The organism is Anianabacter salinae (assembly GCF_019061145.1).
GTDB classification, from domain to species: Bacteria; Pseudomonadota; Alphaproteobacteria; order Rhodobacterales; family Rhodobacteraceae; genus Anianibacter; species Anianibacter salinarum.
Genome location: NZ_JAHQZS010000003.1, coordinates 431,328 through 454,061 on the forward strand (window position 1 = coordinate 431,328; position 22,734 = coordinate 454,061).

At 68.2% G+C, this 22,734-nt stretch carries 25 protein-coding genes; 22 read left to right on the plus strand and 3 right to left on the minus strand.

The window, feature by feature from the left end; all coding sequences use genetic code 11:
- Positions 1–89 precede the first annotated feature (89 nt).
- The 22 genes from KTJ87_RS11135 to cysE all read left to right on the plus strand — a co-directional run bounded on the left by KTJ87_RS11135 (position 90) and on the right by cysE (position 18,798).
- A complete protein-coding gene (locus KTJ87_RS11135; RefSeq protein ID WP_267139190.1) occupies positions 90–323 on the plus strand; it encodes an acyl carrier protein in 234 nt (77 codons plus the stop codon).
- Positions 324–507: 184 nt separating this feature from the next.
- Positions 508–1,770 (plus strand): beta-ketoacyl-ACP synthase II, encoded by a 1,263-nt coding sequence (gene fabF / locus KTJ87_RS11140; protein ID WP_267139191.1) that lies wholly within the window; start codon positions 508–510, stop codon positions 1,768–1,770.
- The gene (mltG, locus tag KTJ87_RS11145; protein WP_267139192.1) at positions 1,770–2,924 is read left to right on the plus strand and encodes an endolytic transglycosylase MltG; all 1,155 of its coding nucleotides are present in this window, start codon (positions 1,770–1,772) and stop codon (positions 2,922–2,924) included. Before fabF ends, mltG begins: the two co-directional genes overlap by 1 nt.
- 161 nt (positions 2,925–3,085) lie before the next feature.
- Positions 3,086–3,412, plus strand: coding sequence for a hypothetical protein (locus tag KTJ87_RS11150; protein ID WP_267139193.1), 327 nt, complete (start codon positions 3,086–3,088; stop codon positions 3,410–3,412).
- Positions 3,297–4,709, plus strand: coding sequence for a DNA-packaging protein (locus KTJ87_RS11155; RefSeq protein WP_267139194.1), 1,413 nt, complete (start codon positions 3,297–3,299; stop codon positions 4,707–4,709). The genes KTJ87_RS11150 and KTJ87_RS11155 overlap by 116 nt, the downstream gene beginning before the upstream one ends.
- 163 nt (positions 4,710–4,872) lie before the next feature.
- Positions 4,873–6,057 (plus strand): phage portal protein, encoded by a 1,185-nt coding sequence (locus KTJ87_RS11160; protein WP_267139195.1) that lies wholly within the window; start codon positions 4,873–4,875, stop codon positions 6,055–6,057.
- Positions 6,050–6,610, plus strand: coding sequence for an HK97 family phage prohead protease (locus KTJ87_RS11165; protein ID WP_267139196.1), 561 nt, complete (start codon positions 6,050–6,052; stop codon positions 6,608–6,610). The genes KTJ87_RS11160 and KTJ87_RS11165 overlap by 8 nt, the downstream gene beginning before the upstream one ends.
- A 1-nt stretch (position 6,611) precedes the next feature.
- Positions 6,612–7,832, plus strand: a complete 1,221-nt coding sequence (locus KTJ87_RS11170) for a phage major capsid protein (protein ID WP_267139259.1) — start codon at positions 6,612–6,614, stop codon at positions 7,830–7,832.
- A 153-nt stretch (positions 7,833–7,985) separates the two neighbouring features.
- Entirely contained in the window at positions 7,986–8,579 is a 594-nt protein-coding gene (locus tag KTJ87_RS11175) for a head-tail connector protein (protein ID WP_323371754.1), read from the plus strand.
- Positions 8,576–8,914 (plus strand): head-tail adaptor protein, encoded by a 339-nt coding sequence (locus KTJ87_RS11180; RefSeq protein ID WP_267139198.1) that lies wholly within the window; start codon positions 8,576–8,578, stop codon positions 8,912–8,914. Before KTJ87_RS11175 ends, KTJ87_RS11180 begins: the two co-directional genes overlap by 4 nt.
- Positions 8,911–9,318: a DUF3168 domain-containing protein gene (locus KTJ87_RS11185; protein WP_267139199.1), complete on the plus strand. Its 408-nt coding sequence runs from the start codon at positions 8,911–8,913 to the stop codon at positions 9,316–9,318. Before KTJ87_RS11180 ends, KTJ87_RS11185 begins: the two co-directional genes overlap by 4 nt.
- Before the next feature lie 23 nt (positions 9,319–9,341).
- The gene (locus KTJ87_RS11190; protein WP_267139200.1) at positions 9,342–9,755 is read left to right on the plus strand and encodes a phage major tail protein, TP901-1 family; all 414 of its coding nucleotides are present in this window, start codon (positions 9,342–9,344) and stop codon (positions 9,753–9,755) included.
- Between the two features lie 3 nt (positions 9,756–9,758).
- Positions 9,759–10,073: a gene transfer agent family protein gene (locus KTJ87_RS11195; RefSeq protein ID WP_267139201.1), complete on the plus strand. Its 315-nt coding sequence runs from the start codon at positions 9,759–9,761 to the stop codon at positions 10,071–10,073.
- The gene (locus KTJ87_RS11200) at positions 10,070–10,270 is read left to right on the plus strand and encodes a rcc01693 family protein (protein ID WP_267139202.1); all 201 of its coding nucleotides are present in this window, start codon (positions 10,070–10,072) and stop codon (positions 10,268–10,270) included. The genes KTJ87_RS11195 and KTJ87_RS11200 overlap by 4 nt, the downstream gene beginning before the upstream one ends.
- Complete coding sequence (locus tag KTJ87_RS11205; protein WP_267139203.1) at positions 10,263–10,916, plus strand: phage tail tape measure protein; 654 nt, start codon at positions 10,263–10,265, stop codon at positions 10,914–10,916. Before KTJ87_RS11200 ends, KTJ87_RS11205 begins: the two co-directional genes overlap by 8 nt.
- 14 nt (positions 10,917–10,930) lie before the next feature.
- Positions 10,931–11,560 (plus strand): DUF2460 domain-containing protein, encoded by a 630-nt coding sequence (locus tag KTJ87_RS11210; RefSeq protein WP_267139204.1) that lies wholly within the window; start codon positions 10,931–10,933, stop codon positions 11,558–11,560.
- 2 nt (positions 11,561–11,562) lie between these two features.
- Complete coding sequence (locus KTJ87_RS11215; RefSeq protein WP_267139205.1) at positions 11,563–12,441, plus strand: DUF2163 domain-containing protein; 879 nt, start codon at positions 11,563–11,565, stop codon at positions 12,439–12,441.
- A complete protein-coding gene (locus KTJ87_RS11220; RefSeq protein WP_267139206.1) occupies positions 12,438–12,884 on the plus strand; it encodes a C40 family peptidase in 447 nt (148 codons plus the stop codon). Before KTJ87_RS11215 ends, KTJ87_RS11220 begins: the two co-directional genes overlap by 4 nt.
- Positions 12,884–16,816: a baseplate multidomain protein megatron gene (locus tag KTJ87_RS11225; RefSeq protein ID WP_267139207.1), complete on the plus strand. Its 3,933-nt coding sequence runs from the start codon at positions 12,884–12,886 to the stop codon at positions 16,814–16,816. Before KTJ87_RS11220 ends, KTJ87_RS11225 begins: the two co-directional genes overlap by 1 nt.
- Positions 16,809–17,501, plus strand: a complete 693-nt coding sequence (locus KTJ87_RS11230; RefSeq protein WP_267139208.1) for a DUF2793 domain-containing protein — start codon at positions 16,809–16,811, stop codon at positions 17,499–17,501. The genes KTJ87_RS11225 and KTJ87_RS11230 overlap by 8 nt, the downstream gene beginning before the upstream one ends.
- 15 nt (positions 17,502–17,516) lie before the next feature.
- Entirely contained in the window at positions 17,517–17,813 is a 297-nt protein-coding gene (locus KTJ87_RS11235) for a DUF7742 family protein (RefSeq protein WP_267139209.1), read from the plus strand.
- 163 nt (positions 17,814–17,976) lie between these two features.
- A complete protein-coding gene (cysE, locus tag KTJ87_RS11240) occupies positions 17,977–18,798 on the plus strand; it encodes a serine O-acetyltransferase (RefSeq protein WP_267139210.1) in 822 nt (273 codons plus the stop codon).
- Positions 18,799–18,869: 71 nt separating this feature from the next.
- Here the strand turns inward: cysE and KTJ87_RS11245 are convergent, their stop codons facing one another.
- The 3 genes from KTJ87_RS11245 to pdhA are packed head-to-tail and all read right to left on the minus strand — an operon-like array spanning position 18,870 to position 22,639.
- Complete coding sequence (locus KTJ87_RS11245) at positions 18,870–20,225, minus strand: pyruvate dehydrogenase complex dihydrolipoamide acetyltransferase (RefSeq protein ID WP_267139211.1); 1,356 nt, start codon at positions 20,223–20,225, stop codon at positions 18,870–18,872.
- Positions 20,226–20,237: 12 nt separating this feature from the next.
- On the minus strand, positions 20,238–21,605 hold the full coding sequence (locus KTJ87_RS11250; protein WP_267139212.1) for a pyruvate dehydrogenase complex E1 component subunit beta: 1,368 nt from the start codon (positions 21,603–21,605) through the stop codon (positions 20,238–20,240).
- 14 nt (positions 21,606–21,619) lie between these two features.
- Entirely contained in the window at positions 21,620–22,639 is a 1,020-nt protein-coding gene (gene pdhA, locus KTJ87_RS11255; protein WP_267139213.1) for a pyruvate dehydrogenase (acetyl-transferring) E1 component subunit alpha, read from the minus strand.
- Positions 22,640–22,734 lie beyond the last annotated feature (95 nt).

Consider the following 22,734-nt stretch of genomic DNA (forward strand, 5'->3'; position numbering starts at 1 on the left):
CATGTTCCGTGCCAGCCGCGGAACCTGAGCCGCCCCTGAGGGGGCAAGGAAATACGGGAACGGACCCCGAAGAACTGTGAGGAACGGATATGAGCGACATCGCAGATCGCGTCAAAAAGATTGTCGTCGAGCACCTGGGCGTTGAAGAGGAAAAAGTGACCGAGTCGGCGTCGTTCATCGACGATCTCGGCGCGGACAGCCTCGACACGGTCGAGCTTGTGATGGCGTTCGAAGAAGAGTTCGGCATCGAGATCCCGGACGACGCGGCGGAAACGATCCAGACCTTTGGTGATGCCGTCAAATACATCAAGGAAGCGCAATAAGCGCCTTCCTCCGAGAGATCGGACAAACGTGCGGCGCCCCTTTCGGGCGCCGTTTTCGTTTTCCGGCGCCCGGGCTGGGCGGATTGTGACCGCGTGCTGCCGCCGATTGGCTGCCGCGCCCTTGCGACTTTCCCCCGCGCCGGGGTAATTGGACGCAACATCTGGAACAAGAAAGGGCGTGTCGATGCGTCGAGTGGTGATCACGGGTCTGGGTCTGGTAACTCCGCTGGCATGCGGGGTCGAGGAAAGCTGGAAGCGTCTTCTGGACGGCGAGTCCGGTGCGGACCGGATCAAATCCTTCGACCCGTCGCGGGTGGCCACGACGTATGCCTGCGAGGTTCCACGCGGCGACGGGTCGGACGGGACGTTCAACCCGGACGACTGGATGGAGCCCAAGGAACAGCGCAAGGTCGATACGTTCATCATGTACGGCATGGCGGCGGCGATCCAGGCGGTGCGGGATTCGGGCTGGATGCCCGAGACCGATGAGGACCGCGAGCGCACCGGCGTGATGATCGGGTCGGGGATCGGCGGGCTGAACACGATTGCCGAGACGGCTGTGCTGATCAAGGAAAAGGGTCCGCGCCGGGTGTCGCCATTCTTTATCCCGAGCGCGCTTATCAACCTCGTGTCGGGGCAGGTGTCGATCAAGTACGGCTTCAAGGGGCCGAACCATGCGGTCGTGACGGCCTGTTCCACCGGCGCGCACGCCATCGGGGATGCGGCGCGGCTGATCCAGTGGGGAGATGCAGAAGTGATGGTCGCGGGCGGCTGCGAGGCGTCGATCTCGGAAATCGGGATCGCGGGCTTCAACGCCTGCAAGGCGCTGTCGACCAAGCGCGCGGACGATCCGAAGACGGCCAGCCGGCCCTACGACGCGGACCGCGACGGGTTCGTGATGGGCGAGGGCGCCGGGATCGTCGTGCTTGAGGAATACGAGCACGCCAAGGCGCGCGGCGCGAAGATCTATGCCGAGGTGCTGGGCTATGGCCTGTCGGGCGACGCCTATCACATCACGGCCCCGGCAGAGGATGGCGACGGCGGCTTCCGCGCGATGAAGGCCGCCCTGGCACGCGCCGGGCTGGAGCCGTCGGATATCGACTACATCAACGCGCATGGCACCTCGACGATGGCGGATACCATCGAGCTGGCAGCGGTCGAGCGGTTGCTGGGGGATGCGGCGGACACGGCGACGATGTCGTCGACGAAATCTTCGATCGGGCATCTTCTTGGGGCCGCTGGATCGGTCGAGGCGATCTTCTGCGTGCTGGCGCTGCGCGATCAGGTCGCCCCGCCGACGATCAATCTCGACAATCCCGCCGTGACGCCGAGGCTGGACCTTGCGCCGAACGCCAAGCGGGAACGCAAGATCGACGTCGCCCTGTCGAACAGCTTTGGCTTTGGCGGCACCAATGCGTCTCTGGTCATCGGGAAGGTGAAGCCCTGATGTGGCGGTCCGTTGCCTCCAACACCCTGACATTGCTGATTGTCCTGATGATCGGGGCGGGGGCTTTCGTGGCTTGGGCGCAGAGCCAGTACACCAGCGCCGGACCGCTGGATGAGGCGATCTGCCTGCGGGTCGCGCCGGGGTCGAACCTGACGGCGGTGTCGAGCGAGTTGGCCGAGCGGGGCGCGGTTTCGAACGGCCGCATCTTCCGCGTGGGGGCGGATTATTCCGACAAGGCGGACCAGTTGAAGGCGGGGAGTTTCCTTGTTCCGGCGGGGGCGTCGATGGAAGAGATCGTCGACCTGGTCACGGTCGGGGGTCAGTCGACCTGCGGCACCGAGATCGTCTACCGGATCGGCGTGACGGCCAGCAGCGTGCAGGTGCGCGAGCTTGACCCGGCGTCGAACCGCTATGTCGAGCGCGCGGAGTTCTCGCCGGGCGAAGGCGAGGCGCCGGAGCTGTTCACCGAAATGCGGCAGCGGCAGGATACCCGCTACCGGATCGCGGTGGCCGAGGGCGTGACGAGTTGGCAGGTGGTCGAGGGGCTGAAGGCCGTCGACGTGCTGGAGGGCGAGATCGCGGCGGTCCCGGCCGAGGGGGCGCTTGCGCCCGACAGCTACGAGGTGCGCGTGGGAGCGCAGCGGCAGACGCTGCTGGACCAGATGCAGGAGCGCCAGACAGCGCGGCTGGACGAGGCCTGGCGCAACCGCGACGACGGGCTGCCGATCGAGACGCCAGAGGAGGCGCTGATCCTCGCCTCGTTGATCGAGAAAGAGACCGGCGGTGCAGACGAGCGCGGGCTGGTGGCGAGCGTCTTCGTCAACCGGCTGGAGCAGGGGATGCGGCTGCAGACCGACCCGACGGTGATTTACGGCATCACCAATGGGCAGGGTGTGCTGGGGCGCGGCATTCGCCAGAGCGAGTTGCGTGCCGAGACGCCGTATAACACCTATGTCATCAACGGCTTGCCGCCGACGCCGATTGCCAACCCGGGCTTGGCGAGCATCGAGGCGGCCGTGAACCCCGATGAGACGGACTATGTGTTCTTTGTCGCCAAGACGCTGGACCCGCGCGACGGGCACAATTTCGCGGAGACGCTGGACGAGCATAACCGCAATGTCGCGGCCTATCGGGCGCTGGAGGCGAACCAGTAAAGCGCGGTGATGTAACTAACTGGAAACGCTTGTTTTCTTGACTTTGCGCACGGTTGCGCGTACTGGTCTGGACAAGCTGGAAGACGTGGGCGGGCGGCCCGGGGTGACCCGGGACCGCCCGTTTTCGTTTCTCGTGCGGGCAGCAGGAGAGAGGCACCAAAATGGCAACGAAGAAGGCCAGACGAAAAACCTGTGACAGGCGCAGGAGGCTGCAGATCGCCGCGAAGAACCTCAACCGCCTGTCAGGATCGCTGGATGCCCTGATCGAGCGGATGGAAGCGGGCGAGGTGGTGACACCCGGCGATGTGACAGGCGCGGTCACGGGACTCTCGAAGGCGCTCAACAATGTGGTCAGCGAAGGAGCGAAGGTCGATGACGCACTTGCAAGGGAAGACGGGATCGAAGGCGGATACGCCCTCGATCTCGAGGCCGCCCGGGCCGAGATCGGGGGCCGCCTGGATCGCCTCCGGCGGGCCGGAGCGGACTGAGGCGTTCCTTGGCGGACTGACGGAGGGAGGGCTTTTGGCCCTCCCTTTTCTGTTCGAGTTCTGGGCGCTTCCGCACCAGCTGCCGCCCGGCGGTGACTGGCGGTCCTGGGTGATCCTTGGCGGGCGCGGGGCGGGCAAGACCCGCGCGGGCGCGGAATGGGTGCGCGGCATGGTCGAGGGCGCGGGGCCGCGCGATCCGGGGAAGGCGCACTGTGTGGCGCTGGTGGGCGAGACGATTGCGCAGGTGCGCGAGGTGATGGTGTTCGGGCCGTCCGGCATCCTGGCCTGTTCACCCAAGGACCGGATGCCGAAGTGGGAGGCGACGCGGAAACGGCTGGTCTGGCCGAACGGGGCGGTGGCGCAGGTGTTCTCGGCGCATGAGCCAGAGGCGTTGCGGGGGCCCCAGTTCGACGCGGCGTGGTGCGACGAGCTGGCGAAGTGGCGCAAGGCGGGGGAAACCTGGGACATGCTGCAATTCGCGTTGCGGCTGGGGGATCGCCCGCAGGCGGTGGTGACGACGACGCCGCGCAACGTCGATGTCCTGAAGCGGCTGCTGGCGCTGCCGTCGACGGTCATGAGCCACGCGCCGACCGAGGCGAACCGGGCCTATCTGGCGGAGAGCTTTCTTGAGGAAGTGCGCGCGCGCTATGGCGGCACGCGGCTTGGGCGGCAAGAACTGGACGGGGTGTTGCTGGACGACGTGGAGGGCGCGCTGTGGACGTCGGCGCGGCTGGAGGCGTGCCGGATCGAGCGGGCGCCTGTGCTGTCGCGGATCGTCGTGGCGGTCGATCCGCCGGTGACGGGGCACGGACGCTCGGACGCCTGCGGGATCGTGGTGGTCGGCGCGGTGACGGAGGGGCCGCCGCAGGACTGGCGTGCGGTGGTGCTGGAGGATGCGTCGGTGCAGGGCGTCTCGCCGCTGGAATGGGCGCGCGCGGCGTTGGAGGCGATGGAGCGGCATGGGGCGGAGCGGCTGGTGGCCGAGGTGAATCAGGGCGGCGATCTGGTCGAGGCGGTGGTGCGGCAGCTGGACCCGGTGGTGGCCTACCGCGCGGTGCGGGCGGCGCGCGGCAAGGCGGCGCGGGCCGAGCCGGTGGCCGCGCTTTACGAGCAGGGGCGGGTTGCGCATGTGCGGGGACTGGGCGCGCTTGAGGACGAGATGTGCCGGATGACGGCGCAAGGCTACCGCGGGCAAGGATCGCCCGACCGGGTGGATGCGCTGGTCTGGGCCGTGCAGGAGTTGATCCTTGGTCCGGCGGCGGAGTGGCGACGACCTCAGATCCGGGCGCTGGGATGAGAGCTGCGTATTTGGACAAAGAAGAAAGGGGGGTGTTGCGGTAGCGGGCCGGGGCCGCGCGGTGGGGTAGGAGGGTTTTCAGGGGGATCATGGATAACCGCATCTGACGCCGATGGGGCGGGCCTTTCGCGGCCTGCCCCGAGAGGGATCAGGAGAAGTGCGGATGGTGTTCGGATTGTTCCGGAACGACAGGTCAGAGGCGGCGGCGCCCGAGCGCAAGGCCTCGGCCACGGGGCGGGTCGTCGCCTGGGGCACGGGCGGGCGTGCGGTCTGGGGCGCGCGGGATACAGCGTCGCTGACGCGGGCGGGCTTTGCGGGGAACCCGGTGGGGTTTCGCGCGGTCAAGCTGATCGCAGAGGCGGCGGCGGCGCTGCCACTGGTCTGCGAGGACGGCGCGCGGCGGTTCGAGATGCACCCGGTGCTGGACCTGATCGCGCGGCCAAATCCGGCGCAGGGCCGGGCGGAATTGTTCGAGGCGCTCTACGGGCAGCTTTTGCTGTCGGGCAGCGGCTATGTCGAGGCGGTCGGCGGCGCAGACGGCGTGCCGGAAGAGCTGCATGTGCTGCGCTCGGACCGGATGAGCGTCGTGCCGGGGGCGGACGGCTGGCCGGTGGCGTATGACTATGCCGTCGCGGCCAAGCGGCACCGCTTTGCGGTGGGTGATGGCGTCTCGCCGGTGTGCCACGTCAAGAGCTTCCATCCGCAGGACGATCACTACGGGTTCTCTCCGATGCAGGCGGCGGCGAGCGCGGTCGAGGTGCACAACGCGGCGTCGCGCTGGTCGAAGGCGCTGCTGGACAATGCGGCGCGTCCGTCGGGGGCGATCATCTACCGGGGGGCGGACGGGCAGGGCGCGTTGTCGCCCGACCAGTTCGAGCGGCTGCAGCAAGAGATGGAAAGCTATCACCAGGGCGCTCGGAACGCCGGGCGGCCGATGCTGCTGGAGGGCGGGCTGGACTGGAAGCCGATGGGGTTCTCGCCCTCGGACATGGAGTTCCGGCAGACCAAGGAGGCGGCGGCGCGCGAGATCGCGGTGGCCTTCGGAGTGCCTCCGATGCTGCTGGGGATACCCGGCGAGGCGACCTATTCGAATTACCAGGAGGCGCACCGGGCGTTCTATCGCCTGACGGTGTTGCCGCTGGCGACGCGGGTGACGGGGGCGGTGGCCGAATGGCTGTCGGGCTTCGCGGGGGAACGGGTGTGCCTGCGCCCGGACCTTGACCAGGTGCCCGCGCTGGCGGCGGAGCGCGACCAGGTGTGGCGGCGCGTGGGCGCTGCGGACTTCCTGAGCGAAGCGGAAAAGCGGGCGCTGCTGGGCCTGCCCAAGGTGGAGATCGGCGATGAATGAGGCTTGGGTCGGCGCGCCGGAACGCAAGTTCGCGCGGCTGGGCGACGCGGTGCAGGTCACGGACGGGACGGTGATCGCAGGGTATGCATCGCTGTTCGGAACCAGGGACCAGGGCGGCGACGTGGTGGCGGCGGGCGCTTACGGGCGGTCGCTGGCGCGGCTGGCCGAGCGGGGCGGCGCGGTGAAGATGCTGTGGCAGCACGACCCGCGCGAACCCATCGGGGTCTGGGACGAGGTGCGCGAGGACGCGCGCGGCCTGTTCGTCAAGGGACGTATCCTGACGGATGTGGCGCGGGGCCGCGAAGCGGCGGCGCTGATCGCGGCGGGGGCCATCGACGGGCTGTCGATCGGCTATCGCACGGTGCGCGCCACCAAGGATGCGGGCGGCGTGCGGCGGCTGGACGAGGTCGAGCTGTGGGAGGTGTCGCTGGTGACCTTCCCGATGCTGGCCGAGGCGCGGGTCGCGTCGAAGGCGGCGGATACCGCCGAGGCGCTGTTGCGCGGTCTGGCGGGGGCGCTGCGCGAGGCAGGGCGCGGTCTGCGGACGGTCTGAGATCAAGGACAACGAGGAGAGTGCGATGACCGAGGCGAAGGCTTGGGCCGGGGAAGATGTGCCCGGCGACGAGACGACGGCGGCAGCAGAGGTGAAGACCGCGCTGACCGATTTCGTGCGCGACCTGAAGGGGTTTCAGGGCGCGGTGACTGACAGGCTGACCAAACAGGAAGAGCGACTGACCATGCTGGATCGGAAAACCATCAGCCGCGGCCGTCCGGCCCTTGCCGGAGCCGCGACCCTTGAGGCGCCGCATCAGAAGGCCTTTGAGGCCTATGTGCGGTCGGGCGACGACGACGGGCTGCGGGGCCTTGAGCTTGAGGGCAAGGCGCTGAACAGCGCGGTGGCGGGCGAGGGCGGCTATCTGGTCGATCCGCAGACCTCGGACACGGTAAAGGCGGTGCTGTCGGCGACGGCGTCGCTGCGGCAGGTGGCCAGCGTCGTGAACGTCGAGGCGTCAAGCTATGACGTGCTGGTCGACCTGGGCGATACCGGCGCGGGCTGGGCGTCGGAGACCGGCAGCCAGACGGAGACCGGGGCGGCGCAGATCGAGCGCGTGTCGATCCCGCTGCACGAGTTGTCGGCGATGCCGAAGGCGTCGCAGCGGCTGCTGGATGACAGCGCCTTCGACATCGAGGGCTGGCTGGCGGGACGCATCGCCGAGAAGTTCGCGCGCACCGAGGCGGCGGCGTTCATCTCGGGCGACGGCATCGACAAGCCCAAGGGCATGCTGACCTACCCGAGCGCCGAGGCGGGCACCGAAGTCTGGGGCGAGCTGGGGCACGTCAAGTCGGGTGTCGACGGCGATTTCCCGGCGCAGGGCGGCGGCGACGTGTTGATCGAGCTGGTCTATGCGCTGGGCGCGCCCTACCGCGCCAACGCATCCTTCGTGATGAACTCCAAGACCGCCGGGGCTGTGCGCAAACTGAAGGACGGCGAAGGGCGGTTCATCTGGACCGACGGCCTGGCGGCGGGCGAGCCTGCGCGTCTGCTGGGCTACCCGGTGCTGGTGGCAGAGGACATGCCGGATATCGCAAGCTGGGCACCCGCAATCGCTTTCGGCGACTTCCGCGCGGGATACACCATCGCGGAGCGCCCGGATCTTCGCATTCTGCGCGATCCGTTCTCGGCCAAGCCGCACGTGCTGTTCTACGCGACCAAGCGCGTCGGCGGCGATGTCAGCGACTTCGCGGCGATCAAGCTGCTGAAATTCGCGGTCTGATCTTCGGGCTGCGATGGGGCCGGGCCGTGATGGCCCGGTTCCGGCGGGCGGGTGCCGGAATGGTCCGTCGTCCAGCTGCTCCCCTCCGTGCGAGCGACGGGGCGGTGCGCGCCCGCTGCAGGCGGAAGGGCCATGGGTTGGAGAGACGTGATGATGTTGGTTGAAGAAACGTCGGTGCCGCCGGGCGCCCTGCCGGTGGCGCAGTTCCGCGATCACTTGCGGCTGGGATCAGGGTTTGCCGATGACGCGTTGCAGGACGACCTGCTGGAGCGGCATCTGCGGGCGGCACTGGCGGCCGTCGAGGCGCGGACGGGCAAGATCCTGATTGCGCGGGGGTTCGTCTGGACGCTGGCGGGATGGCGGGATTTCGGGCGGCAGGCACTGCCGGTCGCACCGATCCGCAGCGTGACCGAGGTTCGGCTGCTGGACCGGCACGGTGCGGCAAGCGTCGTCGATCCGTCGCGCTATCGGCTGGAACCGGACGGGCAGAGGCCGCGGCTGGTGTCGGCGGGGCTGCACCTTCCGCTGGTGCCGATGGGCGGGTCGGTGGAGATCACGTTCGAGGCGGGCTACGGCGCGTCGTTCGACGATCTGCCGCCCGACCTGGGGCAAGCGGTGCTGACGCTGGCGGCGCATTTCTACGAAAACCGGGGCAGCGCGCCGGGTGAGGACGGTATCCCGTTCACCGTGTCGCTGCTGATCGACCGCTACCGCACGGTGCGGTTGTTCGGTGAGGGCGGGCGATGACGGCGCCGGTGCTGAACCGCCCGATGGTGCTGGAGGACCGCGTGCAACTGCCCGATGGCGCGGGAGGCTTCTCTGAAGGCTGGCAGGCGCTGGGCACGGTCTGGGTCGGGGTACGGCCCGGCGCCGGGCGCGGCGGCGACGTGGCGGGGCTGGCCGTGGGGCAGGTGACGCATCGTCTGACCTGCCGGGCGGCGCCGGTGGGCGCGCCGTCGCGGCCGCGTGCGGGGCAACGGCTGCGCGAGGGGGCACGGGTGTTCCGCATCCTCGCCGTGGCCGAGGCGGACGGGCACCAGAGATACCTGGTGTGCACCGCCCGTGAGGAGGTTGCGGCATGAGCTATGGCGTTTCAGCCGCGCTTCAGGCGGCGGTCTATGGCCAGCTGGTCGGCGACACGGCGCTGGCCGCCTTGGTGGGCGCGCATGTCTACGATGCGATGCCGCCGGGGGTTCTGCCCTCGCTCTATGTCAGCCTTGGCCCAGAGGTCGTGCGCGACCGCTCGGACAAGACGGGGCGCGGCGCGGACCATGACTTTGCGGTCAGCGTGGTGACGGAAGCCGACGGGTTCCAGGCGGCGAAGGCTGTCGCGGGGGCGGTGTCGGACGCGCTGTCGGATGCGGACCTGACGCTGACGCGGGGGCGGCTGGTGGGCTTGCGCTTTGTTTCGGCGCGGGCTCGGCGCGAGGAGGCGGGCACGATCCGCCGGATCGAGCTGCGGTTCCGTGCCCGCGTGGAAGACTGAACACTTCATCTGGAGGGACGGACATGGCTGCCCAGAACGGCAAGGACCTACTGATCAAGATCGACATGACCGGCGACGGCACGTTCGAGACCTTTGCGGGGCTGCGTGCCACGCGGGTGAGTTTCAACGCCGAGAGCGTGGACATCACCAGTCTCGAAAGCCAGGGCGGATGGCGCGAGTTGCTGGCGGGCGCTGGCGTGCGCAGCGCGTCGATCAGCGGATCGGGCGTGTTCCGCGACGAGGTGACGGACGAGCGCGCGCGGCAGATCTTCTTTGACGGCGTGGTGCCGCGCTTTCAGGTGGTGATCCCCGACTTCGGCATCGTCGACGGGCCGTTCCAGATCACCTCGATCGAATACGCAGGCGCGCATGACGGCGAGGCGACCTACGAGCTGTCGATGGCTTCGGCGGGTGCGCTGCAGTTCGTGGCGGCCTGATCCATGGCGAACCCGCACGCGGGCGAGGTGGCGCTGGTCGTGGACGGCGAGCGGCACCTTGCCAAGCTGACGCTGGGGGCGCTGGCCGAGCTGGAAGCGGAGCTGGGCGCGGGGTCGCTGGTGGTGCTGGTCGAGCGGTTCGAACGCGGCGAGGTGGCAGCGCGTGATGTGCTGGCGCTGATCGTGGCGGGGCTGCGGGGTGGCGGCTGGCGCGGCACATCTGCCGACCTCTTGTCAGCAGAGATCGAGGGCGGGCCGGTGGCGGCAGCGCAGGCGGCGGGTGCGCTTCTGGTGCGCGCCTTCGGAGCGGCGGAGTGAGCGCGATCGACTGGGCGGGGCTGATGCGCGCGGGGCTTCTGGGTCTGCGGCTGCGGCCCGCCGAGTTCTGGGCGCTTACGCCTGCGGAATTGCGCCTGATGCTGGGCGTGGACGCGGGCGCGCCGCCGCTGACACGCGCGCGGCTTGAGGAATTGGTGCGGGCGTATCCCGACCGGAAAGGGCAAGCGGATGGATGACTGGGACCGGCTGGATGACCATGCCGCCGCGCTGGAAGGCACGCTTGGCGGCGCATCGGCGTTGGTGGCCGCCTTTGACGGGAGCTTGCGCGAGATGCAGGCGACGGTCGCGGGCGCGAACCGCGAGGTGAACGTGCTGTCGGGCGGGATCGGGCGCGGGCTGCGCCGCGCCTTCGACGGGCTGGTGTTCGACGGGATGAAGCTTTCGGACGCGCTGGCGGGTGTCGCAAAGTCGATGGCGGATGCGGCGTATTCGGCGGCGATCCGGCCGGTGACGTCGCATTTCGGCGGATTGCTGGCACGCGGAGTCGAAGGGCTGGTGCAAGGGGTGCTGCCCTTTGCGGACGGGGCTGCCTTCAGCCAGGGGCGGGTGATGCCCTTTGCCAAGGGCGGTGTGGTGAGCACGCCGACCAGTTTTCCGATGCGGGGCGCCACGGGCTTGATGGGAGAGGCGGGACCCGAGGCGATCCTGCCGCTCGCCCGTGGCGCGGATGGACGGCTGGGGGTCGCGCAGCAAGGTGGCAGGCGGGCCGTCAGCGTTCAGGTCAACGTCTCGACGCCCGATGTCGAGGGATTTCGGCGCTCGCACTCGCAGATCGCCGCCGAGATGGGCCGCGCGATCCAGCGCGGCCAGCGCAACCGTTGAGAAGGGGCTAGGTCATGGCGTTTCACGAGGTGCGGTTTCCCGCGAACCTGAGTTTCGGCTCGACCGGCGGGCCGGAGCGGCGCACGGAGATCGTGACGCTGGCGAACGGGTTCGAGGAGCGCAACACGCCCTGGGCGCATTCGCGGCGGCGTTATGATGCCGGGGTCGCGATGCGCTCGCTCGACGATCTGGAGGCGCTGATCGCGTTCTTCGAGGCGCGGGGCGGGCGGCTGCACGGGTTCCGCTGGAAGGACTGGTCGGATTACAAATCCGGCCCCGCGTCGCGCGCCGTGGGGGCGTTCGACCAGCGGATCGGGACTGGCGACGGCGAGACGCTGCGGTTTGCCCTGGTGAAGACCTACGTTTCGGGCGGAGTGTCCTATGAACGCCCGATCCTGAAGCCGGTGGACGGCAGTCTGCGCATCGGTGTGCACGACCAGGAGCTGCCGCCGGACGCCTTTGCCTTCGACGCGTTGACGGGTGAGGTCGTGCTGGACGAGCCGCCGGACGTGGGCGTCGCGGTGACCGCGGGGTTCGAGTTCGACGTTCCGGTGCGGTTCGACACCGACCTCATACAGACCAGCGTAGCCAGTTTTCAGGCGGGCGACACGCCGAACGTGCCCATCGTCGAAGTGAGGCTGTGAGCATGGAAGGCGGGTTCGAATTTCATCTGGGCAGCGGCGACACGAGCGTGTGCCGCTGCTGGCGGGTCACGCGGCGCGACGGGACGGTGCACGGCTTTACCGACCATGACGGCGATCTGGTGATCGACGGGCTGCGATATCGCGCGGATACGGGCATGTCGGCGGGGGTGCTGCAATCCTCGACCGGGTTGTCGGTGGACAACTCCGAGGCGGTCGGCGCGCTGTCGGACCTTGCCATCACCGAGGCGGATATCGAGGCGGGGCGCTTTGACGGCGCCGAGGTGCTTGCGCTTCTGGTCAACTGGGCCGATCCCAAGCAGCGGCAGGTGCAGTTTCGCGGCACCATCGGTGAGATCCGGCGTGGCGGCGGGGCGTTCCACGCCGAATTGCGCGGGTTGACCGAGGTGCTGAACCGGCCTGTCGGGCGGGTGTTCCAGGCGGCGTGTTCGGCGGTGCTGGGTGATGCGGCGTGCAGGGTCGACATTGGCGATCCCTCCGTGTCGGTCGAGGCGGTCGTCACCGCGCAGAGCGGGAGAAGCCTGTTCACCCTGTCCGGCGCAGAGAGTTTTGCGAGTGGCTGGTTCGAGCGTGGCAGCTTTGAGGTTCTGGACGGCGAAGCCTATGGGATCTTCGGCATGATCAAATCGGATGTGCTCGAGGACGGGGCGCGAGCGGTGCGGCTGTGGCAGCCGGTTCCGGCCCCGATCGAGACCGGCGCGCGGGTACGTCTGATCGCAGGATGCGACAAGCGCGCCGAGACCTGCCGCGCCAAGTTCGGCAATTTCCTGAACTTTCGCGGCTTCCCGCACATTCCCGGGGACGACTGGCTGATGTCCTATCCGGGCAGCGGTGCGATGGACGGGGGCGCGCTGATTCAATGACCGCAATCGCATCTGAAGTGGTCGCCGAGGCGCGGCGCTGGATCGGCACGCCGTATCTGCACCAGGCCTCGGCCCTTGGGGCGGGCGCGGATTGCCTTGGCTTGTTGCGGGGCGTCTGGCGCGGGGTCTATGGGCGCGAGCCCGAGGCGGTGCCTGTCTATGGCTGGGACTGGAGCGAGGTCTCGGGCGAGGAACGGTTGTGGCAGGCGGCGCGGCGGCATCTGGCTGAGCGCGGGGCAGGCGAGGCGGGCGCCGGGGACTTGCTGCTGTTCCGCATGCGGACGGGCGCGGTCGCCAGACATCTGGGGATCGCCTCGGACATCGGCGCGGGCGCTGCGTTCATTCACAGCTACTCGGGGCACGGTGTCATCGAAAGCCCGCTGTCGGCGGCCTGGGCGCGGCGGATCGCGGCGCGGTTCAGCTTTCCTGAAAGGAGCCTGTGATGGCGACCATCGTTCTTTCCGCTGTCGGCGGCGCGCTTGGCTCGGCGCTTGGCGGGTCGGTCCTGGGGCTGTCGACGGCGGTTCTGGGCCGCGCCGTCGGGGCGACGCTGGGGCGCTGGATCGACCAGCAGGTGATGGGCGGCGGATCGGAGGCGGTGGAGACCGGCCGGATCGAGCGGTTTCGCATCAACGGCGCCAGCGAGGGCGCGCCGATCGCGCGGGCCTATGGCCGGGTGCGGCTGGGCGGGCAGGTGATCTGGGCCACGCGGTTCCGCGAGCATGCCTCGACCACCACCCAGACCACGGGCGGCGGAGGCAAAGGCGGCGGGCCGCGCAACACCGTGACGACAACGCGCTATGCCTATTCAGTCAGCCTTGCCGTGGCGGTGTGCGAGGGGCCGATTGCCGGGATCGGGCGCCTCTGGGCCGACGGGCAGGAGATCGACCCCGAGGAGATCGGCGCCCGCGTCTACACCGGCGCTGAGGACCAGTTGCCCGATCCCAAGATCGAGGCGGTGCAGGGGGCGGGGCAGGCCCCGGCCTATCGCGGGATCGCCTATGTGGTGTTTGAGGACCTGATGCTGGAGCGGTTCGGCAACCGTGTGCCGCAGTTCAGTTTCGAGGTTCTGCGCCCTGCTCCCGAGCAGGCGGGCGGCGTGGCGGAGCTGTCCCATGCGGTACGCGGCGTCGCGCTGATCCCGGGGACGGGGGAATACGCGCTGGCGACGACGCCAGTCTACTACGATCATGGGTATGGACTGCGGCAGGCGGCGAACCTGAATGCCTCGGCGCTGCGCACCGACATCTCGGTGTCGCTGGATGCGTTGACGGCAGAGTTGCCGAATTGCGGATCGGTGTCGCTGGTGGTGTCATGGTTCGGCAGCGACCTGCGCGCAGGGCAGTGCACCATTCAGCCCAAGGTCGAGCACCACGACGCGGACGGTGACGTGATGCCGTGGTCGGTATCGGGGCTGGCGCGCGCCGGAGCGCAGGAGGTGCCGCGCATCGACGGCAAGCCGGTCTATGGCGGCACGCCGACGGACAGGGCGGTGATCGAGGCGCTTCGTGCGATCTCGGCGCGGGGCAAGGGCGCGGTGTTCTATCCGTTCATCCTGATGGACCAACTGGCAGGCAACGCTCTGGCCGATCCTTATGGCGGCGGCGAACAGGCGGCCTTGCCGTGGCGGGGACGGATCACCACGGGCAAGGCGCCCGGGCAGGCGGGCAGCAGCGACGGCACGGCGGCGGCAGAGGCCGAGGTGGCGGCGTTCTTCGGAAGCGCGGTCCCGGGGCACTTTGCGGCGACGGCTCACGGTGTGGCCTATTCCGGCCCTGCCGAGTGGTCCTATCGCCGCTTCATCCTGCATCAGGCGCACTTGTGCGCCGTTGCGGGCGGGGTCACGGCGTTCTGCATCGGCTCGGAGATGCGCGGGCTGACGCAGATCCGCGGGGCGGGGGACAGCTTTCCGGCGGTGGCGGCGCTGCGTGCACTGGCGGCGGATGTGCGCGCGATCCTCGGGCCGGACGTAAAGATCGGATACGCCGCCGACTGGTCGGAGTATTTCGGCTATCAGCCGCAGGACGGGTCAGGGAACGTGTATTTCCACCTCGATCCGCTGTGGTCCGATCCGAACATCGATTTCATCGGCATCGACAACTACATGCCGCTTGCCGATTGGCGGGACACGCCGGACCACGCCGACGCGGGCTGGGAGTCGATCTACGACCTTGGCTATCTGCAGGCCAACATCGAGGGCGGTGAGGGGTTCGACTGGTACTATGCCAGCGACGCCGCGCGCGACCTGCAGGACCGCACGCCGATCACCGATGGCGGATATGACGAGCCGTGGGTCTGGCGCTACAAGGATGTGCGCGGCTGGTGGTCGAATGCACACCACGAGAGGCGCGGCTGGGTGCGGCAGGAGACGCCGACGGCGTGGGTTCCGGGCAGCAAGCCGATCTGGTTCACCGAGATCGGGTGCGCCGCGATCGACAAGGGCGCGAACCAGCCGAACCGGTTTCTAGATCCCAAGTCATCGGAATCGGGGCTTCCGCTGTATTCGAACGGTCAGCGCGACGACCTGATGCAGATTCAGGCGCTGCGGGCGATCTGTGACTACTGGAGCGATCCTGCGAAGAACCCCGTATCCGATGTCTATGGCGGGGCGATGATCGACGTCGCGCGCACCCATGTCTGGGCCTGGGACGCGCGGCCCTTTCCGCAGTTTCCCGGCAATCTTGCGCTGTGGTCGGACGGCGACAACTACTTGCGCGGCCATTGGCTGAACGGGCGGTCCGTGGCGCGCGCGCTGGACGGGCTGGTGGCGGAACTGGCGAATGAGGCGGGGCTGGACGGGCTTGATACCGCGCGGCTCTACGGGCTGGTGCGCGGCTATACCGTCAGCGATCCCGGCACCGTGCGCGCCGCGCTGCAGCCTTTGATGCTGGCCTTTGGCTTTGATGCCGTCGAGCGGGATGGGGTGCTCCGCCTGCGCTCGCGCGGGGGAGGTGTCGATGCCGTGATCGACACCGAGCGGCTGGTCGAGGTGCCGAAGACAGACGGCGTGCTGGAGCTGACGCGCGCGCCCGAGGCCGAGCTGGCGGGCCGGTTGCGGCTGGTCTTTGCCGAGGCGGACGGCGCGTTCAACGCCCGCTCGGAAGAGGCGGTTCTGCCCGACGAGTCCAGCCACGCGGTCGCGCAGACCGAGGTGCCGCTGGTCCTGACGCGGGCCGAGGCACGGCGCATCGTGGAGCGCTGGCTGGCAGAGGCCCGGATCGCCCGCAGCAGCGCGCGCTTTGCGCTGCCGCCGTCGGCCTTCGGGATCGGCGCGGGGGACATCGTGTCGCTGCCCTCGGACGCGGGGCCTGTCAGCTACCGGATCGACAGGGTGGAACGCGCCGAAGCGCAGACCGTCGAGGCGGTGCGGGTGGACGCGGCGGCGCATGACGCCCCTGCGCTGCTGGAGGAGACGCCTGTGCCGGTCACCTTTGCCGCCCCTCAGCCGGTGCAGGTGCTGTTCCTCGATCTGCCGCTTCTGCGCGGTGACGAGGTGGCGCACGCCCCGCATATCGCGGCCACCGCAGAGGTCTGGCCGGGACAGGTGGCGGTGATGGCTTCGGCCGGGGGAGAGAGCTTTGCGCTCGATACCGTGCTGGACGCGGCGGCCACCATGGGCGTGACGGAAACGGCGCTGGCGCGGGCAGAGGCGGGACTGTTCGACCGGGGGCCTGCGCTGCGGGTGCGGCTGTTCAGCGGGGCGCTGGCGTCGGCGGGGCTGGACGAGGTGCTGAACGGCGCCAATGTCGCGGCGATCGGCGACGGGCAAGGCGCGTGGGAAGTCTTCCAGTTCGCCGATGCAGAGCTTGTCGCGCCGCACACCTTCGATCTGTCGCTGCGGCTGCGCGGGCAGGCTGGCACGGATGGCGTGATGCCCGATGTCTGGTCGGCCGGGAGCCGCTTCGTGCTTCTGGATGGCGCGGTGCGGCAGATCGGGCTGGCGGCGGCGGACAGGGGCATTGCGCGGCGCTACCGCATCGGTCCGGCGCGGCTGGGGTATGACCATCCGGCCTATTCCGAGCTTTCGGCGGCCTTCGACGGTGTCGGACTACGCCCCTACACGCCTGCACATCTTCGCGCCGTGCAGCGGGCGGATGGCGGGGTGGATATCACATGGCTGCGGCGCACCCGCATCGACGGCGACAGCTGGGCCTCTTACGAGGTGCCGCTGGGCGAGGATCGCGAAGCCTATGCCCTGCGCATCGAACAAGGCGGGGTGACCCTGCGCGAGGCTGTCCTGGACGCGCCGCGCTGGACCTACACTTCCGCGGATATCAGCGCCGACGGGGTGGCGGGCGCCCTGACGCTCAGCGTTGCCCAGATTTCGGACCGGTTCGGTCCCGGACCTACAAGAAGGATGACCTTCCATGTCTGAAACCGCTCAATTCCAGCTTCCGCTTCTGGCGCCGTCGCAGGCGCAGAAGCACGTCACGGTGAACGAGGCGCTGACGCGCCTTGATGCCTTGGCCAATCTTCGGATCGTATCGGAGCGTCCCGATCCGCCCGCCGACCCTGCCGAGGGCGATGTGCACGCTGTCACAAGCGGGGCGTCGGGGCTCTGGGCCGGACAGGAGGGCAGGCTTGCGCTGCGGCTGTCGGGCGCCTGGGTGTTCGTCTCGCCCCGGGCCGGGTGGAGCGCCTGGCACGCGGCGGACGCGCGGGCGGTACGGTTTGATGGGACGGACTGGATAGCGGAGGGCGCGGCGATGCCTTTGGGCGCGATAACCACGACGGAATTCGAGCATATCCTGGCCCCCGGCGCCTATAGCGACACCACCTTCCGGTTCCCTGCCAACTCGGTGATGTTCGGCGTTGGCGCGCGGGTGATCGAAGAGGTCACCGGCACGCTCAATACCTTGTCCGTCGGGCATGACACCGATGTGTACTGGTTCGGCTGGGGGTTTGACACGGCTGCGGGCACCGAGATCGTGGCCACGCCAAGCTGGCCGGCGCGCGCCAGTTCCGAGCGTCCGGTGCGGTTCTCGCCCGACAGCGGAACGATTGCCGGGGGGCGGCTTTTGGTGCGGGTGCAATACTATGTGCCGTCCGTGCCCGCCTGAGCGATGCGCCCGGTGATGCACGGCGACGTTGTCGCCGCCGCGCGGGTCCTGAAGGGCGTGCCGGGCAGCTTGCGCGCGGCGCTTCTGGTGCGGCTCCTGCGTCAGACCGAAGCGGCGGACCGGTTTCGCCGCGCGCAGGGGCGGCTGCATCCCTTGTGGGGCGACGGCAGCCTGATGGCTGCCGCCCTTGCGCGCCGCCCAGGGCCAGAGCCGCACCTGGACGACGCCGACTACTGCGATTGCCTGGCATTGGTGTTCACGGCGCTGGCCCGTCGCGGTGGCATTGCGATCGGCAACCCACCCGGGCTGTGAGTTGTGGCCCGATCCAGCGTCGGACGTCGAGGTGGCCTTGCCTCGATCCGGACGCGCCGCTCCTCGTCATGGTCTCCCGTGTTTCAAATCTGCCCTCTCGGCATTGCGCTTTGTCAGCGAACCCTATTTGTAGTAGAAAATCGCAAGGATTTGGAGACCGGCGATGGCTGAAACGCGCAAGAAACTGGCGGAACTGGACCCTGTCTGGGACCGCATCTGCGGCGAGGCCGAAGCGGCCATCGCGGCCGATCCGCTGATGGGCGGCCTTATCCATATGAGCATCCTGCACCACCGCTCGCTCGAGGCGGCGCTGGCGCATCGGGTGTCGTTCAAGTTGGCCTCGGGCGAGATGCCCGAACAGATCCTGCGCGAGATCTGCGACAGCGCCTATGCGGCAGACCCGTCCTTGGGCGCAGCGGCGCGCGCCGATCTGGTCGCCATCTACGACCGAGATCCTGCCTGCCACCGGCTGATGCAGCCCTTGTTGTACTTCAAGGGGTTCCAGGCGGTTCAGGCCTACCGCATCGGGCACTGGCTGTGGACCGAGGGGCGCAGGGATCTGGCGTATTTCTACCAGATGCGGGCATCCGAAATCTTTGGCGTCGACATCCATCCCAACGCCCGCATCGGCAAGGGCATCATGATCGACCACGCGCATTCCATCGTCATCGGCGAAACGGCGGTGGTGGGCGACAACGTGTCGATGCTGCATTCGGTGACGCTGGGCGGCACCGGCAAGGAAGACGACGACCGCCATCCCAAGATCGGCGACGGCGTGCTGATCGGGGCGGGCGCCAAGGTGCTGGGCAATATCCGCATCGGCAACTGCTCGCGCGTGGCCGCCGGGTCGGTGGTGCTGGAAGAGGTGCCGCCGAAGAAGACCGTGGCAGGCGTGCCCGCCCGGATCGTGGGCGAGGCGGGCTGTTCGCAGCCGTCGATCACCATGGACCACCTGGTGAGCGTGGGGCTGCGCGGGGAGGACTGAGCGCGGCTTTGGTGCGACATTGAAAAAGGCGGCCCGATGGGCCGCCTTTTGCGTTTGGCTGGACGGAAGGTCTACGCCAGCATCCCCAGCGGGTTCTCGAGGTTCTCCTTGATTGCCGCCAGAAGCTGCGCGCCAAGGGCGCCGTCGATCACCCTGTGATCGACCGACAACGTCACGCTCATCACCGTGGCGACGGCCAGTTCGCCATCTTCCCCGACCACCGGTTTCTTCACGCCCGCGCCCACCGCAAGGATCGCGCCGTGGGGCGGGTTGATGACCGCGTCGAAGTTGTCGATGCCGAACATTCCAAGGTTCGAGATCGCAAAGCTGCCGCCCTGGTATTCGTGCGGCGCGAGTTTGCGGTCGCGGGCGCGGGCGGCGAGGTCTTTCATCTCGGCGGACAGCGCGGACAGCGACTTCATCTCGGCGTCCTTCAGCACCGGCGTGAACAGCCCGCCCTCGATGGCGACGGCGACGGCCACGTCCGATGGCTTGAGCTTGAGCATCCGGTCGCCCGCCCACACCGCATTCGCATCCGGCACCTGTTGCAGCGCCAGCGCGCAGGCCTTGATGATGAAGTCGTTGACCGACAGCTTCACGCCGCGCGCTTCCAGCTGCTTGTTGAGCGTGCCCCGGAACTTCAGTAGCGCGTCAAGATGGATGTCGCGGCGGAGGTAGAAGTGCGGAATGGTCTGCTTGGCCTCGGTCAGACGGCCCGCGATGGTCTTGCGCATCCCGTCCAGCTTGACCTCGGCATAGTCGCGGCCCTCGTACATCTTGATGACCTGCGCGGCGCTCATGCCGGTGGGCATCGCCTCTGCGGCCTTGGCGGGGGTCTCGGCCTTGGGCGCGTCCGCCTTTGCGGGCGCGTCCGACGCCTTGGCGTTCAGAACGTCGGCCTTGACGACGCGGCCCTTGGGGCCTGACCCCTTGAGCGAGGCAAGGTCCACGCCGCGATCCTTGGCGATGCGGCGCGCGAGCGGAGAGGCGAAGACGCGGTTGCCGTCGGCATCGGTGGGCGCGGCGGGGGCAGGGGTATCTGACGCCTCGACCTGCGCAGGCGCCCCGCCCCGGCCATAGCCCGCCTGCGGGGCGGTTGCCTCGGACGCGGAGGCGGGTTCGACGTTGGACGACGCGGGTTCCGATTTCGGGGCGGACGGCGCGCCGATGTCGTCGGCACTTTCGCCTTCCTCCAGCAGCACGGCGATCGGCGTGTTGACCTTCACGCCTTCGCTGCCCTCGGCGATCAGCAGCTTGCCGATGGTGCCTTCGTCGACGGCCTCGAATTCCATCGTCGCCTTGTCGGTTTCGATTTCGGCCAGAAGGTCGCCCGCCGAAACGGTGTCGCCTTCCTTGACCAGCCATTTCGCCAGCGTGCCCTCCTCCATCGTGGGGGACAGCGCGGGCATCAGGATTTCCGTGGGCATCGCGCGCTCTCCTTAGCGGTAGGTGACGGCTTTGACGGCGTCGATGACCTCTTTGGTGGTCGTCAGCGCCAGCTTTTCAAGGTTCGCGGCATAAGGCATGGGCACGTCCTTGCCGGTGCAGGACAGGACCGGCGCGTCAAGGTAATCGAACGCCTCGGTCATGATATGCGCGGCGATGTGGTTCGACATTGACGCGACGGGGAAACCCTCTTCCACGGTGACGCAGCGGTTGGTCTTCTTCACGCTCTCGATGACGGTGGCATAGTCGATGGGGCGCAGGGTGCGCAGGTCGATGACCTCGGCCTCGATGCCGTCCTTGGCCAGCGCGTCTGCCGCCTCCAGCGCATAGGTCATGCCAATGCTCCAGGATACGATGGTCACGTCGCTGCCCTTCCGCCAGATCTTGGCCTTGCCGAAGGGGATGGTGAAATCGTCGATGTCCGGCACTTCGAAGGTGCGGCCATAGAGGATCTCGTTCTCAAGGAACACGACCGGGTTGGGATCGCGGATCGCGGATTTCAAGAGGCCCTTGGCGTCAGCCGCCGAATAGGGCTGCACGACCTTGAGGCCGGGGATCGAGGCATACCACGCCGCGTAGTCCTGGCTGTGCTGGGCGCCGACGCGGGCTGCGGCCCCGTTCGGACCCCGGAACACGATGGGCGACCCCATCTGACCGCCCGACATATACAGTGTCTTGGCGGCCGAGTTGATGATATGGTCGATGGCCTGCATCGCGAAGTTGAAGGTCATGAACTCGACGATGGGGCGCAGACCGTTCCACGACGCGCCGACGCCGATGCCGGCAAAGCCGTGCTCGGTGATCGGCGTGTCCACGACCCGGCGCGCGCCGAACTCGTCCAGCAGACCTTGGGTGATCTTGTAGGCGCCCTGGTACTCGGCGACTTCCTCGCCCATGACAAAGACCGCGTCGTCGCGGCGCATTTCCTCGGCCATGGCATCCCGCAACGCCTCGCGCACGGTCTGCTCTTTCATCTTGGTGCCTTCGGGCCAGTCGGGAGAGGCCGATTTAGGCGCCGACCTCGGCTCGGCGGGTGCTTTCGGGGCCTCCTCGGCGGGCGCGTCGGCCTTCGGAGCAGGCTCGGCCTTGGCCTCGCTTGCAGCGGCGTCGGCGTCCTCGCCTTCCTCGACCATGACGGCGATGGGCGTGTTCACCTTCACACCCTCGGTGCCTTCGGCGATCAGGATCTTGCCGACGATGCCTTCATCGACGGCCTCGAATTCCATCGTCGCCTTGTCGGTCTCGATCTCGGCCAGGATGTCGCCGGACGACACGGTGTCGCCCTCTTTGACCAGCCATTTCGCAAGCGTGCCTTCCTCCATCGTGGGGGACAGCGCGGGCATCAGAATTTCGGTTGCCATGTAAGTTGTCTCCCTTACGCGTCCTGCGGCACTTCTGCGGCGTAGATATCGGTGTACAGCTCGTCCACCGGCGGCTCGGGGCTGTCCTTGGCGTACTCGGCCGAGGCGTTGACCACGTCCTTTATCTCCTTGTCGATCGCCTTGAGGTCATCCTCTTGCGCGCCCGCCTCGATCAGGCGCTTGCGGACCTGTTCGATCGCGTCGCGCTCTTCGCGCATCTTCTGCACCTCGTCGCGGGTGCGGTATTTCGCCGGGTCCGACATCGAATGCCCGCGGTAGCGGTAGGTCATGACTTCAAGGATGTACGGCCCCTTGCCCGCGCGGCAGTGCGCGACGGCCTTGGCGCCCGCGGCGCGCACGGCCAGCACGTCCATGCCGTCGACTTCCTCGCCCTCGATCCCGTAGGCCGCACCGCGTTCCCACAGCGAATTGGACTTGGTGGCGCGCTTGACGGATGTGCCCATGGCATACTGGTTGTTCTCGATCACGAAGATCACCGGCAGATCCCAGAGTTCCGCCATGTTATAGGCCTCATAGACCTGGCCCTGGTTCGCCGCCCCGTCCCCGAAGTAGGTGAACGTCACGCGGTCGTTGCCCTTGTACTTGTCGGCAAAGGCGATCCCCGCGCCCAGCGGCACGTTGGCGCCGACGATGCCGTGCCCGCCGTAGAACCGCTTGTCCTTGGAGAACATGTGCATCGAGCCGCCTTTCCCCTTGGAATAGCCGTCGATGCGCCCGGTCAGTTCGGCCATCACGCCCTTGGGGTCCATCCCGCAGGCCAGCATGTGGCCATGATCGCGGTATGTGGTGATGACGTTGTCACCTTCTTCGGCCACCGATTGCAGGCCGACGACGACCGCCTCCTGCCCGATGTAGAGGTGGCAGAAGCCGCCGATCAGGCCCATGCCGTAAAGCTGGCCCGCCTTTTCCTCGAAACGCCGGATCAGCAGCATTTCGCGGTAGTAGTGAAGCAGCTCGTCCTTGGTCGCCCCGTGTCCTGCATCGGGTGCCTTGGTGCTCTTGCGCGTGGCCATGTGACCGTCTCCTCCAGAGCCGTGAGAAAATAGTTTAGCGTTGAACTATCTCCTAGCACGGGTGCGGTCAAATGCCCAAGCGGGTTTCGCCATCG